The following is a 15,133-nucleotide window of genomic DNA, read 5'->3' as shown; positions in this document are numbered from 1 at the left end:
TTGGTTATTCAATCCAATATGGGGAATTAATTATGCAAAAAATCTTCAAAGTTTCCTTACTTGCGGTGCTTTCATCTCTAGCAGTAAACAGCTTTGCTAGCATGGCAGAAGTGAAAGTGCTTGAGCCTCAATTAAATTATCAACAACTTCTTACTCAAAGACAGGTTGTGGATGAATTGCTTGAACAAGCAGTGAAAATCCAAAACTCACCGGCTCGTGTTTCAAATGCGGGTTTTACCGCGAAACTTCCTTCCAATATGGAGCGTATTGCGGATCTTTTATTAGAAGCGTATAAGCTTGAGCCTTATCGTGTGGATTTTTTGTTTGGTGCAGCGAATGCCAATATTTATAACGGCAATACCGATAAAGCCATTGAGCTTTACCAAAAAGTGCTTGATGTGGCGCCAGATGATGTGAAAGCACATACTTACTTGGCTGCATGGAATCGTTTTAAAGGCAACCAAGCGGAAGCGACAAAACATTTAGAACGCTTAAAACAACTTTCCCCAGAAAGTGCGAGCAAATTAGAAAAAGTCTTTGCAGTGATTGATAAAGCGGTTAATCAGCCAATTACTGACAAACTTGAAACTAAATTACCGGCACAATCGGCGATTATTACATTGGGATACGCCTTAAATCCAGACGGCAGCATGCATGACATTTTAGTGCAACGTTTAGAGAAAACCTTAGAAATTGCGAATCAAAATCCAGATGCGTTAATTATTGTGACAGGCGGGGTGCCACAAAACAATAAAACCGAAGGGGATTTGATGAAACAATGGTTAATTGAGAAAGGCGTTGATGCAAGTCGTATTTATTCGGATAACTATGCGCGTTCAACCGTCGAAAATGCACTTTTCTCTCGTTACTCTTTAGCGAAACATAAAATCAAACATGCCGTATTGATTAGCTCGGGTAGTCATGTTCGTCGTGGACAAGCATTATTTGAAATTGCGACGCAAGAATCCGGTCCGCAAGGTCTTGTGATTGAAACAGTCGCCGCGTTAGATAAACCGTTAGATGAGTTACAAAAAATTACGGAGAAAGATTTGCTGGGTATTTATCGCGATAGCTTAAAAACAATGGGATTGTCGATGTTTAATAGCGGATTATTACAAGATTAATCTCTCTCAAAGAACAAAAATGCGGTCAAACTATTTTCTATTTAGAACCGCACTTTTGTTGGCGCTAACGGCAATTATCGCAAAATATTATTTTAATATTCTAAGTATTGAACATGTTTTAGTTTCATTTTGATCAATTAACTATATTGCTGTCGATACTTCTCTAAATTATCTTGAAAATGCTGAATATAATATTCGATGTCTTTTTCTCGGTAGCCAAGAATTCGGCCGATTTCACGTTCCACTTTTGGATCAAAACCATTCACAGTGCTTGCAGGAAGTAACACTTCCATTTGTTCAGCGAGTGCAAGAGATTGAGGTAAATAGACAATAAAATCAGTTAAGCAAACATCATTTACATGACGTTGCACTGTTTTTGAATGAAGCATTCCTTGCTCAAGATAAGGGAGAAAGGCGTCAGGAATACCAAGCTCATTGAATAATGCCACTTGCTTTTCGCCCCTTAACATTAATTCCAGTTCCTTGCCTTCATGCGGCCCAAGAATACCTTTTTCCATAAGCATATTCCTTTCGTTGAAATAAAAAAGGGGATTGGATGATTGACCAGATCCCCTTTATTGTACGCTTATTTGGCCACAATGTTCATCTAAATGACGAAATTATTTTTTCCAATTTTTCAACGCATCGGCAAAGGCATTACCCATCGTACTATTTCCTCTTGGATTGCGATCTTGGCGAGGTGAATTACTTTTTGGTTTGGCACTTAAAGTGCGGTCAGATTTGCCGTCATTTTTGACCGCACTTTCATCTAGTCGCATCGTCAACGCAATACGTTTACGCGGCACATCCACTTCCAATACTTTCACTTTCACGATATCGCCGGTTTTCACCACTTGGTGTGGATCTTCTATGAATTTATCGCTTAATGATGAAATGTGTACTAAACCGTCTTGGTGAACGCCGATATCCACAAATGCGCCGAAATTAGTCACATTGGTGACGGTACCTTCTAAAATCATACCCGGTTTTAAATCGGTGATTTCTTCCACGCCTTCTGCGAATACAGCGGTCTTGAATTCACCACGCGGATCGCGTCCTGGTTTTTCCAACTCTTTGAAAATATCTTGGACGGTCGGTAAACCAAATTGCTCATCAATAAATTGTTTCGCATCAAGTTGGCGTACCACACCCGCATTACCCATTAAATCTTGAATAGATTGTGCTGTCGCTTGCAAGATTTTTTCGACCACAGGATAAGCTTCCGGGTGAACACCTGAAGCATCAAGTGGATTTTTCCCTTCAGCAATACGCATAAAGCCCGCACATTGCTCAAAGGCTTTTGGCCCTAAACGTGGCACTTTTTTTAATTCGCTACGGCTTTCAAAACGGCCATTTTCATCACGATATTCCACAATGTTTTGTGCTAAGGTTTTTGTCATCCCTGCCACGCGAGCAAGCAATGGTGCGGATGCTGTATTCAAATCTACCCCTACCGCGTTTACACAGTCTTCCACCACTGCATCGAGTTTACGCGCAAGTTGGGTTTGGTTTACATCGTGCTGATATTGGCCTACACCAATGGCTTTCGGTTCGATTTTCACTAATTCTGCCAATGGATCTTGTAAACGACGTGCAATAGAGACCGCACCCCGTAAAGATACATCTAAATTCGGGAATTCATTTGCGGCAAATTCAGAAGCAGAATAAACCGATGCGCCCGCTTCGCTTACTACAACGGTTTGTGGTTTATTTTCTTTGATTTCTTTAATCACTTCTTTCGCAAAACGTTCTGTTTCACGAGAAGCCGTACCGTTACCAATGGCAATTAATTCCACGTTATGTTTGCGGATTAAGCTGAAAATCGCCACTTGCGCTTCAGCTTCACGCCCCGTATGTGGATAAATGGTGGTGGTATCTAATAATTTACCCGTGTTATCCACCACTGCGACTTTAACCCCCGTACGTAAGCCTGGGTCCAAGCCCATGGTGCATTTTGCGCCAGCCGGTGCCGCCATTAAAAGTGCGGTCAGATTTCGAGCGAAAACATCAATAGCCTCTTCTTCCGCTTTTTCACGTAAACTTGCCATTAATTCGGTTTCTAAATGTAACGACACTTTGATTTTCCATGTCCACGCAATCACTTGCTCACGCCATTTATCCGCTGGCTGGCCAGTGAAACGTACATCTAAATAATCACGAATAATCTCTTCACAATAGCTTTGGCGGCTTCCCTCTTCCGCATCAGGATCAGCATTTAAGCTTAATTGTAAAATGCCCTCATTACGGCCACGGAACATCGCTAATGCACGGTGAGAAGGCACATTTTTCAATAATTCTTGGTGGTCGAAATAATCTTGGAATTTTGCGCCTTCCGTTTCTTTGCCTTCGATCACTTTAGATACAATAACCGCATTTTTTGCTAAATAATCACGGACTTTCGCTAATAAACCCGCATCTTCAGCAAAACGCTCCATTAAAATATAGCGTGCGCCATCAAGGGCTACCTTAGTATCTGTTACACCTTTATCTGCGTTCACAAATTCCGCGGCTGCCGTTTCAGGATCATTTTTCGGCTCATTCCAAAGTAAATCAGCCAATGGCTCAAGACCGGCTTCAATCGCAATTTGACCTTTGGTGCGACGTTTTGGTTTGTACGGCAAATACAAATCTTCTAATTCGGTTTTGCTTTGTGTCGCATGGATTTTGTCACGCAATTCATCAGTCAATTTCCCTTGCTCTTCAATAGATTTCAAAATGGTTTGACGACGATCTTCTAATTCACGTAAATAAATTAAACGGGTTTCAAAATGACGAAGTTGGGTGTCATCCAAGCCACCTGTGGCTTCTTTACGGTAACGGGCAATAAATGGAATGGTGTTACCATCATCTAATAATTGAATGGCTGCGAGGATTTGTTGGGGTTGAACGGTTAATTCTGCCGCAATAATTTGGCTAATTTGTTGATTTAACATTGTCATACTTCTTTGTTATGAAAGGATTCGATAAAAACGAGAATAGAATACTGGTTTTAGACAACAGGCTCAAATATAATTCAAAAAATTTCTTTTATTTTCATTATGGCAAAATCAAATTACATTACCCGTCAAGGCTGGCTTGCGCTTGACCAAGAACTTAAGTTTTTGTGGAAAGAAGAACGCCCGAAAGTTACCCAAGCCGTTTCAGATGCTGCCGCGCTTGGTGACCGTAGCGAGAATGCAGAATATATTTACGGTAAACGTCGTTTACGTGAAATTGATCGCCGTGTGCGTTTCCTTTCCAAACGCTTAGAAGTGCTACAAATCGTGGATTACCACCCGAAACAAGAAGGCAAAGTATTTTTCGGTGCATGGGTTGAGCTAGAAGATGAAGAAGGTGAAGTGAAGCAATATCGCCTTGTCGGCTGCGATGAATTCGATCCCGCTAAAAACTGGATCTCCATTGATTCTCCTGTCGCACGCGCTTTAATCGGAAAAGGCGTTGATGATGAAATTCATGTGGAAACACCCTCTGGTAAAGTGATGCTCTATGTAAACCGAATTTGGTATGAAAAATAGCAAGTATAGAAAACAAAAGAGCGGTCAGATCAAACTTGACCGCACTTTTTTATTCTATTAATCGGAAAGATTATGCGTTATCACCAATTAATACTGACTCTAACGCAATTTCAATCATATCATTGAAGGTTAATTGACGTTCTTCTGCTGTAGTTTGTTCGTGTGTACGAATATGGTCTGAAACGGTACAGATACAAAGTGCTTTTGCACCATATTCTGCGGCTACGCCATAGATACCTGCTGCTTCCATTTCTACGCCTAAGATACCGTATTTTTCCATCACATCAAACATTTCGAAATCTGGGGTGTAGAATAAGTCTGCAGAGAAGAGATTCCCTACGCGAACTTGCTTACCTTTTTCTTTCGCTGCTTGAACCGCTGCTTGTGCCATATCAAAATCAGCGATTGCCGCAAAATCATGATCTTTGAAACGAATGCGGTTTACTTTTGAATCTGTACATGCACCAAGACCGATCACGACATCACGTAATTTAACGTCCATACGTACGGCACCACAAGAACCAACACGGATGATTTTTTTCACGCCATATTCAGTAATTAATTCTTTCGCATAAATTGAGCAAGATGGGATACCCATACCGTGACCCATAATAGAGATACGACGACCTTTATAAGTACCGGTATAACCCAACATATTGCGAACGTTAGTCACTTCTTTCGCATCTTCTAAGAATGTTTCAGCAATATATTTTGCACGAAGCGGATCGCCAGGCATTAATACAACATCAGCAAATGCGCCTTCAGGAGCGTTAATATGTGGAGTCATTGTTTTTTCCTCTTGTAGATAAATAAAAAGTCATTCAAGCAAACGTTTTCGCTTGTTTTAAAGTACAACACCACGAATGATTCGTGGTGTTGAGAGATAAAGCGTGGTTAAATTCACCACATTTTAATTATAATGCTACGCCGCTTAATTCGATGAATAAACCAGCGATAGTAGCACTCATTAAGTTAGCTAATGTACCTGCAATAACTGCTTTTAAACCTAAGCGTGCAACATCACCACGACGGTTTGGCGCCATACCACCGATACCGCCGATTAAGATTGCGATAGAGCTGAAGTTAGCAAAACCACATAGAGCAAATGTAATGATTGCTTTGGTTTTTTCACTTAGCACAACAGTTGTATCGGGTTGTAAGTATTTGGCAAATTCTAGGTAACCTACAAATTCATTTACCGCTAATTTCATCCCAATCATTTGGCCTGCGATTGCGGATTCATCCCAAGATACCCCAATTAGGTATGCTAATGGTTTGAATATCCAACCTAAGATTGATTGTAAGGTTAAGTCGCCATAACCAAACCAGCCGCCAACACCACCTAGAATGCCGTTAATTAAAGCAATTAAACCAACGAATGCGATTAACATTGCCCCCACGTTTAATGCTAATTGCATACCTGCACTGGCACCGCCCGCCATTGCTTCAAGCACGTTAGTCGGTTTTTCGCTATCGTCTGTATCAGGTTGTTTATCGATAAATTGTTCAGTTTGTGGGAATAAAATTTTCGCAAATAATAAACCTGCTGGAGCAGCCATGAAAGAGGCGGCAATTAAGTAAGTCAAGGGTACGCCCATTTCTGCATAACCCGCCATCACTGAACCCGCGATAGAAGCTGTACCACCCGCCATAATGGCGAATAATTCAGATTGGGTCATGTTTTTAATGTAGGGACGAACCACTAGCGGTGCCTCTGTTTGACCTACGAAGATGTTCGCTGCAGCAGACATAGATTCTGCTTTTGATGTACCTAATGCGGCTTGTAATGCACCACCAATCACTTTGATGACAACTTGCATAATGCCTAAGTAATAAAGCACAGAAATTAAACCAGAGAAAAAGACGATGATTGGTAACACTTTCACTGCAAAGATAAAGCCGGCATTTGAAGGATCCGCTAAGCCACCAAAGACGAAGTTAATCCCTTCATTACCATAGGCGATAACATTTGATACACCATTTGCCGTCGCTTGTAATACATCTCGACCAAACGGCACATACAAAATAAGGGCCGCAAATCCGATTTGGATCGCCAAAGCCCCTAATACAGTACGTAAATTAATCGCCTTACGATTATTTGAAAATAAGACGGCAATGATCAGTAATACGACAATGCCTAAAATGCTACTTAAAATGCCCATTTTTCCCTCTAGATTGGTTCTATAAGTAAGTGAATAAAATTGTCCTATTCTACTTGTTTTTCAGTAAAAAGTCGGAATATTTTTGCTACTTTTCGATATGTTTGCTTATAAAATGGTCACAATTTTGGTCAGACCACAAGATTTCGCATAGTTTTCAAGTTCTTGGGTCTGCTCAACAGTTGGGACATAAGGAGTGAGCCCTTCAGCGTCTCGTGCACCTTTTGTGTGCATTCGAATAATTTTGAACAAAACATCCTGATAATTTTTCAATAAGGAAGCGACTTTTTCCACCAACTGTTCTGAATCAAAAAAATTCGCCACATAAACTAACCGCACTTCTTCCACTTTATTTAATGGCAAAAGTTGTGCTAAGTTCTTTAAATTGCGATCTAAATTTTCTTGCTTGATATGTTGATGAATGGGGATGATAGTTTGAGGGACAATGCCTTGACGATTTTGTCTATCAAAGCATAAACTTTGTAAACCAAGCCCTTCTCCCTTCAGATCAAAAAGAAATTTATCAGTCACATCAATTAAAGGACGAATTGCCTCAAATTCAAAGAAACCACTGCTATCTAAATAGCAAGTTAGCCCTTCCTTACGTAGTTTTTGAAACAATGGAATGAGCTTTTTATGATGAATGGTAGGCTCGCCACCAGAAACCGTCACACCACGAATAAAAGGCACAGCCTCCATAACTTGTTCATACAAATATTGCAAACTGACTTGATTAGCCCCTTCCGCATAACGAGGAATCGTTTCTGGATTATGGCAATAAAGGCAGTTTAGCTTACAGCCTTGTAAGAAAATACTGGTACGATTCCCCTGCCCTTCCACATTAGAGAAAGGAATAATACGATGCAGGGGAACATAAATATTCGAAAGTGCGGTCACAAATAGCGCGGTTTTATAGAGTAAGTTATCACTTACACAAGTTTCATTTGGAAAATCACTAATTCTGCTTGACAGCAGAATGTGAACACCGCTTTAAGCACATATCCTTCTTCAACCTGTTGAATTTCAGACTGAATTTGACAAGGTTCACTTTCGATATCACGTGCTTTTAACGTGAAATATTCCAATGCACCTTCTGCATCTTGACGAGTGGCGTAAAACTGTTCGATAGGTAAACTACAATCGCTATTATCAAACAATGATTTCATATCAAAAGTATTACAACCTACACATTCAATTGGTTTTTCAGTTTGAATGGCCATATTTTTCTCCTTATCTAAAAAAGCCGTGACATAACACGGCTTATTAAGTTTAAAATTATTTTGCTGCAACAAAGCCTACGGCTTCGTACACTTTGTCAAGGGTTGCTTTTGCTCTTGCACGGGCTTTTTCCGCACCTTGACGTAAAATTTCGTCTAAAAGTGCTTCATCGTTACGATATTGATAGAAACGTTCTTGTAAACCGGCAAGTAAGTTTGACACTTCGTCAGCCACCGCTGTTTTTAAGTGGCCGTACATTTTGCCTTCAAATTCTTTTTCAAGCTCTGCCACGGATTTATCGGTTACTGCAGAAAGAATATCTAATAAGTTAGACACACCCGCTTTATTTTGCACATCATAACGTACAACAGGTGGCTCATCAGAATCTGTTACCGCACGTTTGATTTTTTTCGCTACCGATTTTGGATCTTCAAGCAAGGTCACCACGTTATTACGGTTATCATCTGATTTTGACATTTTTTTATCAGGATCTTGCAAAGACATAATACGCGCGCCTGCTTTGCCTAAGAAGATTTCAGGGATCGTGAAAATATCACCGTAAAGGGCATTAAAACGAGCCGCAATATCACGGGTGATTTCTAAATGTTGTTTTTGGTCATCCCCTACCGGTACGCTTTTCGCTTGGTAAAGTAAGATATCTGCCGCCATTAAAACTGGATAATCAAATAAACCCACGTTAATATTTTCGGCATAACGTGCTGATTTATCTTTGAATTGAGTCATACGGCTCATCTCGCCGAAATAGGTATAACAGTTCAACACCCAGCTTAGTTGAGTATGCTCTGGTACATGAGATTGTACGAAGATCGTGCTTTTATTCGGATCAATGCCACAAGCCAAGTAAAGGGCAAGTACATCAAGCGTGGCTTTGCGAAGTGCTGCAGAATCTTGACGTACAGTGATGGCGTGTAAATCCACCACGCAGAAAATACACTCATAATCTTCTTGCATTTTCACCCAGTTGCGAAGTGCGCCTAAATAATTCCCGATAGTTAATTCGCCGGAAGGCTGCACGCCACTGAATACAATTGGTTTTGTCATTGGTTATCCTTTCATTCTGTAAATTGAATTGGCGCTATGATAACAAAAGATAAGGCGTTTTTTAATGATTCAGTTCAAAACAATGTGTAAAAATGCTATATTACGCCCAAAATTTCTGCAGCTTACAATCTATAATCCCAATGAAAAATTATAATGATATGGCTCTGGCACTTGCCGGTGTTTGTCAATCTGTCTTATTAATCAGTCAATTAGCACAAAAAGGCGAAGTTGATAACCAAGATGCATTTCAAACCACCATTCATTCTCTTCTCATTACTCAACCTGAAGATACATTAGCCGTATTTGGCGGTGATGTTCAACATCTTAAAGTGGGATTAAACACACTTATCGAGCAACTCACTCAATTAAACGACAAAAATTTGTTGAATTATTGGGGCAGCCTGTTAGCGTTAGAGAGTAAATTAAACAAGCAACCTGAAATCAAACAAGAACTTGGCCGCCGAATTGCCCGTTTACCAGAACAACTTTCTTATCACGACAATCAATTTGATGATGAGATGTTTTCAATCATGGCAAACATTTATGTCGATACAATTAGTCCTTTAGGCAAACGCATTCATATTATTGGTTCGGCATATCATTTACAGCAACAAAATGTACAAGACAAAATTCGTGCGTGTTTGCTTGCCGGCATTCGTTCTGCCGTTTTGTGGCGTCAAGTCGGCGGCAGCAAATGGCAACTGTTATTTCATCGTAAAAAATTAGTGCAAGCGGCACGACAACTCTACTCAACTTTAAATTAATCCTTGGAGAACTCTTATGCAACTTTCCGCATTAACCGCTCTTTCCCCGATTGACGGTCGTTATCAAGATAAAGCCACCGCATTACGTGGTATTTTCAGTGAATTTGGCTTGCTCAAATTCCGTGTCACCGTGGAAGTACGTTGGTTACAAAAATTGGCGGCGACCGCTGAAATCCAAGAAGTTTCTTCTTTGTCTAAAGAAGCAAACGATTACCTTAATAAAATTGTGGAAGAATTCAGTCTTCAAGATGCTGAACGTATCAAAGAAATTGAGCGCACCACGAATCATGACGTCAAAGCGGTTGAATATTTCTTAAAAGAAAAAAGTGAAGCTTTACCAGAATTAGCGAAAGTCTCTGAATTTATTCACTTTGCTTGTACCTCTGAAGACATTAACAACCTTTCTCACGCTTTAATGTTAAAAACAGCACGTGAAGAAGTGCTCTTACCTGAATGGCAAAAACTGATTGATGAAATCACCCGTTTAGCGAACGAATACAAAACCATTCCATTACTTTCTCGTACACACGGCCAACCTGCCTCACCAAGTACTGTGGGTAAAGAAATGGCAAACGTAGTTTACCGCTTAAAACGCCAATTCAAACAACTCCAACAAAATGAAATCTTGGGGAAAATTAATGGTGCTGTGGGTAACTACAATGCACATTTATCTGCCTATCCAAATATCAACTGGCACAAATTTAGCGAAGAGTTTGTCACCTCATTAGGTTTAGATTGGAACCCATACACCACGCAAATTGAACCTCACGATTACATTGCTGAATACTTTGATGCCGTGGTACGTTTTAATACCATCATCATCGACTTCGACCGTGATTTATGGGGCTATATTGCATTAAATCACTTTAAACAACGCACTATCGCGGGTGAAATTGGTTCATCCACCATGCCGCATAAAGTGAATCCTATCGACTTCGAAAACTCAGAAGGTAACTTAGGTTTAGCCAATGCTGTGATGACTCACCTTGGTCAAAAATTACCCATTTCTCGCTGGCAGCGTGACTTAACCGACTCTACTGTATTACGTAACTTAGGTGTGGGTTTAGGTTATTGTTTAATTGCGTATGCTGCAACACGTAAAGGTATCAGCAAATTAGAAGTGAACGAACAACATCTCCGTGATGAACTCAACCAAAACTGGGAAGTTTTAGCTGAGCCAATTCAAACGGTGATGCGCCGCTATGGTATTGAAAAACCATACGAAAAATTAAAAGAGCTCACTCGTGGTAAGCGCGTTGATGAAAAAGCGATGCGTGAATTCATCGAAAAACTGGATATTCCAGCTGATGAAAAAGCACGTTTACAACAACTCACCCCTGCCACCTACATCGGTGCAGCCATTGAGTTAGTAGAAAAACTTTAAGAAATAAAAGAGCGTTTTATAATACCCATAAAAAATCTGCACCTCAATTGTTGGTTGTTTAGTCCAACTTTTGGGGTGCAGATCAATTTCACCGCACTTTTTCTTTATGAGATTAAGCTTATGCGAACTGACGTACTTCGCCGTTACCCGCTACGTTTTCCACACAACGTGGACAAATTGTAGGATATTCAGGATTCACGCCGATTTTGTCAGAATAATGCCAACAACGTGGGCATTTTTCACCGTTAGAACGTGCTACGCTTACCGCAATTCCCTCTAACTCACTCGCAGCCACATCCGCAGGTTTGTCTGTTAATGCTTTCACTTCTGCTTTTGAGGTAATTAACACGAAACGTAATTCATTGCCTAATTGTTCTAACAATGCACGATATTCATCGTTAGCATAAACCGTTACTTCTGCTTCTAAACCACCACCGATCACTTTGTCGTTACGGGCGATTTCTAATACACGATTTACTTCAGAACGAACTTTAATAAGTTGTTGCCAGTAAGCATCGTCTAGCTTTTCATTCTTGCCTAAGCCAAATAAGCCTTCGTAGAATTCTTCAGTAAAGACGAATTCTGCACGTGCAGTTGCCGTTTGTGGCAAGTAGCCCCAAATTTCATCTGCCGTGAATGACAGGATTGGTGCCATCCAACGAACCAATGCTTCTGCAATGTGCCATAACGCTGTTTGGCAGCTACGACGCGCAAGGCTGTCTGCTTTGGTGGTATATTGGCGGTCTTTGATAATATCAAGGTAGAACGAGCCCATTTCCACAGAACAGAAACGCATTAAACGTTGTACTACTGTGTGAAATTGATAGTTATCGTACGCGTCTTTAATTTCTTTTTGTGCATCTAACGCACAAGCTACCGCCCAACGATCCAAGCTAATCATGTCTTCCGGTTTAACGGCATCACGTTGCGGATCAAAACCATTTAAGTTTGCTAATAAGAAACGAGCGGTGTTACGAATACGACGATAGCTATCCGCAGCACGTTTTAAAATTTCATCGGAAACGGTCATTTCACCGGTATAGTCAGTAGAAGCCACCCATAAACGTAAAATGTCACCACCGAATTTATCCATCACTTCTTGTGGCGTCACGATGTTACCGATGGATTTTGACATCTTACGGCCTTGACCATCCACGGTGAAGCCGTGAGTTAATACTTGTTTGTATGGTGCTTTGCTGTCTGTTGCCGTAGAAAGCATTAGAGAAGACATAAACCAACCGCGGTGTTGGTCAGAACCTTCTAAATACATGTCGATATCGTGACCGTTAAATTCCGGACGATTTGCGACAACAGAAGAATAGGTTGATCCTGAGTCAAACCATACGTCAAGCGTATCAGGCACTTTGCGATAGGTTTCTGCGTCCGCACCTAATAATTCTTTTTCGTCTAAATCCCACCATGCTTGAATACCGGCTTTCTCTACACGTTTCGCCACTTCTTCAAGTAACTCTAAAGTACGCGGATGAAGTTCTTCGGTTTCTTTGTGCACGAATAAGGTCATCGGCACGCCCCAAGTACGTTGACGGGAAATACACCAGTCAGGGCGGTTTTCAACCATTTTCTCGATACGTGCTTGACCCCAATCTGGAATCCAGCGAACTTGTTTGATTTCGCCTAATGCTTGTTGGCGTAAACCCCGTGTTTCCATGCCGATAAACCATTGCGGAGTCGCACGGAAAATAATCGGGGTTTTATGGCGCCAGCAGTGTGGGTAGCTGTGTTTGATTTTCTCCACTTTTAATAAGTTGCCCACTTCTTGCAATTTTTCAACAACCAATGGATTCGCTTCAAATACGCCTTTACCGGCGAAGAATTCAGTGGTTGAAATAAATTTACCGTCATTAGACACAAGGCCAGCCATCGGTAAGTCATATTGTTTACCCACGACAAAGTCGTCTAAACCGTGATCAGGTGCGGTATGTACTAAACCTGTACCGCCATCGGTAGTCACGTGATCGCCTAAAATCACCGGCACAGTGAAATCATAGAACGGATGGTTAAAGCGTACTAACTCAAGCGCTTGACCTTTTACTGCCCCTAAAATTTCAACTTGCTCTACACCCACGGCTTTCGCCACGGATTCCACTAATTCAGCGGCTAAGATCACACGCTCATCACCAAGTTGGACTAGGTTGTATTCTAATTCTGCATTTACTGCAATCGCACGGTTAGATGGCATCGTCCAAGGCGTTGTTGTCCAAATAACTGCAGATAATTTGCCATGACCTTTGCCTACAGCGTTAAATTTCTCTTCAATTTCTACCGCACTTACCGCCGGGAAACGCACATAAATGGACGGAGAAACTTTGTCTTCGTATTCCACTTCCGCTTCAGCCAAAGAAGAACCGCAATCCAAACACCAGTGCACCGGTTTAGATCCTTTGTATAAATGGCCGTTAGCAATCACTTTGCCGAGTGTACGGATGATGTGTGCTTCGGTATCAAAGTTCATGGTCAAATAAGGGTTATCCCAATCGCCCAACACGCCTAAACGGATAAAGTCTTTTTTCTGTCCTTCCACTTGTTCCGCTGCATATTCACGGCATTTCGCCCGGAATTCAGCCGCAGAAATTTTCTCATTTGGTTTGCCCACTAAGCCTTCTACTTTTAATTCAATTGGTAAGCCATGACAGTCCCAACCTGGGATATAAGGCGAGTCAAAACCTAATGCAGTTTTAGATTTAACAATAATATCTTTCAGAATTTTATTAACGGCGTGACCGATATGAATATTGCCGTTCGCATACGGAGGGCCATCGTGCAAAATAAAGGATTTTTTACCTTTCGTCGCTTGGCGGATTTTTTGATACAACTGTTTGTCATACCAATTTTTTAACATTACAGGTTCGCGTTTGGCTAAATCGCCACGCATAGGGAAACCTGTTTCAGGTAAATTTAACGTGTTTTTGTAATCAACTGTCATGTTATTTTCCAATTTTATATTTCAATATAATTCTATTTTGCAAAAAATGCTTTTGCTGTTTTTACGTCTTGTTCAATTTGAACTTTCAACGCTTCAAAAGACGGAAACTTTATCTCATCTCGAATCTTCTGGCAGAATTCCACTTCGACCATTTGCCCATAAATATTCTGAGAAAAATCAAATAAATGGACTTCTAATAATTGTATCGTACCGTTAATAGTTGGGCGTTTTCCCATGTTTGCAACGCTGTTAAAAATCTCGCCCGATTTTAACCGCACTTTCACCGCATAAACCCCTTTTACTGGATTCACTTGGCGATGTAAGCGAACATTCGCGGTAGGAAAACCAATGGTTCGCCCTAATTTATTGCCATGTATCACTCGTCCAAAAATACGATAAGGCTTACCGAGTAAATTTTCCGCATGCTGTAAATCATCTTTAGCCAACGCTTCACGAATAGCGGTGCTACTGATACGTAACTCATCTAAACAGAAGGTGCGCCTGTCTTCTACTTCAAAACCAAACTGCTTTCCGGCTTGTTGCAACATCGCAAAATTGCCTAAACGTTTCGCACCAAATTTGAAATCATCACCGATACTGAGAAACTTCACATTTAATTTGCGTACAAGCCAATCTTCAATAAATTGTTCTGCGGGTAGATCAGCAAAAGAGCGGTCAAATTTCGCGACGATCACCACATCCACACCCGCCTGAGCCAAATAATGCAATTTATCTCTTAAACGCATTAAGCGCGCAGGGGCTTTGTCACCCATAAAATATTCTCGCGGTTGTGGTTCGAAAAGCATCACCGCCATGGGTAAATTCAGCGCATTCGCTTTCTGACGAAGATGACGCAAAATCGCCTGATGCCCCAAATGCACCCCATCAAAATTGCCAATGGTTAATGCGCACCCTGACAAATATGGCGGTGAATTATGAAGCCCACGAATTAATTGCATTACA

General features: G+C 41.0%; 13 protein-coding genes. 4 read left to right on the top strand and 9 right to left on the bottom strand.

Translation table 11 applies throughout. The features are described from left to right. The first annotated feature begins 32 nt into the window (after nucleotides 1–32). Entirely contained in the window at nucleotides 33–1,124 is a 1,092-nt protein-coding gene (locus tag EL215_RS01800) for an ElyC/SanA/YdcF family protein (protein ID WP_126469803.1), read from the top strand. 137 nt (nucleotides 1,125–1,261) lie between these two features. On the opposite strand, the gene EL215_RS01795 is transcribed toward EL215_RS01800, so the two are convergent. Both EL215_RS01795 and EL215_RS01790 read right to left on the bottom strand, forming a co-directional pair. Then, entirely contained in the window at nucleotides 1,262–1,642 is a 381-nt protein-coding gene (locus tag EL215_RS01795) for a hypothetical protein (protein ID WP_049357812.1), read from the bottom strand. Between the two features lie 102 nt (nucleotides 1,643–1,744). Next, nucleotides 1,745–4,057, bottom strand: a complete 2,313-nt coding sequence (locus EL215_RS01790) for a Tex family protein (RefSeq protein WP_126469801.1) — start codon at nucleotides 4,055–4,057, stop codon at nucleotides 1,745–1,747. 105 nt (nucleotides 4,058–4,162) lie between these two features. Here EL215_RS01790 and greB point away from each other — a divergent pair, with 105 nt between their 5' ends. After that, nucleotides 4,163–4,639: a transcription elongation factor GreB gene (gene greB, locus EL215_RS01785; RefSeq protein ID WP_126469799.1), complete on the top strand. Its 477-nt coding sequence runs from the start codon at nucleotides 4,163–4,165 to the stop codon at nucleotides 4,637–4,639. A gap of 70 nt (nucleotides 4,640–4,709) precedes the next feature. Here the strand turns inward: greB and deoD are convergent, their stop codons facing one another. From deoD to trpS, 5 genes are all read right to left on the bottom strand, one after another. Beyond that, the gene (deoD, locus tag EL215_RS01780; RefSeq protein ID WP_126469797.1) at nucleotides 4,710–5,426 is read right to left on the bottom strand and encodes a purine-nucleoside phosphorylase; all 717 of its coding nucleotides are present in this window, start codon (nucleotides 5,424–5,426) and stop codon (nucleotides 4,710–4,712) included. A gap of 127 nt (nucleotides 5,427–5,553) precedes the next feature. Continuing rightward, entirely contained in the window at nucleotides 5,554–6,801 is a 1,248-nt protein-coding gene (locus tag EL215_RS01775) for a NupC/NupG family nucleoside CNT transporter (protein WP_126469795.1), read from the bottom strand. Between the two features lie 105 nt (nucleotides 6,802–6,906). Further along, on the bottom strand, nucleotides 6,907–7,695 hold the full coding sequence (locus tag EL215_RS01770) for a 4Fe-4S cluster-binding domain-containing protein (RefSeq protein ID WP_126469793.1): 789 nt from the start codon (nucleotides 7,693–7,695) through the stop codon (nucleotides 6,907–6,909). 32 nt (nucleotides 7,696–7,727) lie between these two features. Beyond that, nucleotides 7,728–8,018, bottom strand: coding sequence for a YfcZ/YiiS family protein (locus EL215_RS01765; protein WP_049357819.1), 291 nt, complete (start codon nucleotides 8,016–8,018; stop codon nucleotides 7,728–7,730). A 55-nt stretch (nucleotides 8,019–8,073) separates the two neighbouring features. Beyond that, nucleotides 8,074–9,078: a tryptophan--tRNA ligase gene (gene trpS, locus EL215_RS01760; RefSeq protein WP_126469791.1), complete on the bottom strand. Its 1,005-nt coding sequence runs from the start codon at nucleotides 9,076–9,078 to the stop codon at nucleotides 8,074–8,076. A 140-nt stretch (nucleotides 9,079–9,218) separates the two neighbouring features. Between trpS and hflD the strand changes: the two genes are divergently transcribed. Beyond that, entirely contained in the window at nucleotides 9,219–9,842 is a 624-nt protein-coding gene (hflD, locus tag EL215_RS01755; protein WP_111315812.1) for a high frequency lysogenization protein HflD, read from the top strand. A 16-nt stretch (nucleotides 9,843–9,858) separates the two neighbouring features. Further along, nucleotides 9,859–11,226 (top strand): adenylosuccinate lyase, encoded by a 1,368-nt coding sequence (gene purB, locus EL215_RS01750; RefSeq protein ID WP_126469789.1) that lies wholly within the window; start codon nucleotides 9,859–9,861, stop codon nucleotides 11,224–11,226. Between the two features lie 118 nt (nucleotides 11,227–11,344). Here the strand turns inward: purB and ileS are convergent, their stop codons facing one another. Then, nucleotides 11,345–14,170: an isoleucine--tRNA ligase gene (gene ileS / locus EL215_RS01745; RefSeq protein ID WP_126469787.1), complete on the bottom strand. Its 2,826-nt coding sequence runs from the start codon at nucleotides 14,168–14,170 to the stop codon at nucleotides 11,345–11,347. A 32-nt stretch (nucleotides 14,171–14,202) separates the two neighbouring features. After that, nucleotides 14,203–15,129: a bifunctional riboflavin kinase/FAD synthetase gene (gene ribF / locus EL215_RS01740; RefSeq protein WP_126469785.1), complete on the bottom strand. Its 927-nt coding sequence runs from the start codon at nucleotides 15,127–15,129 to the stop codon at nucleotides 14,203–14,205. Nucleotides 15,130–15,133 lie beyond the last annotated feature (4 nt).

The sequence above is a fragment of the Haemophilus parainfluenzae genome (assembly GCF_900638025.1).
GTDB classification, from domain to species: Bacteria; Pseudomonadota; Gammaproteobacteria; order Enterobacterales; family Pasteurellaceae; genus Haemophilus_D; species Haemophilus_D parainfluenzae_J.
Note: the sequence above shows the minus strand (reverse complement) of the source record. Positions and strands in the feature narration are given on the sequence as shown.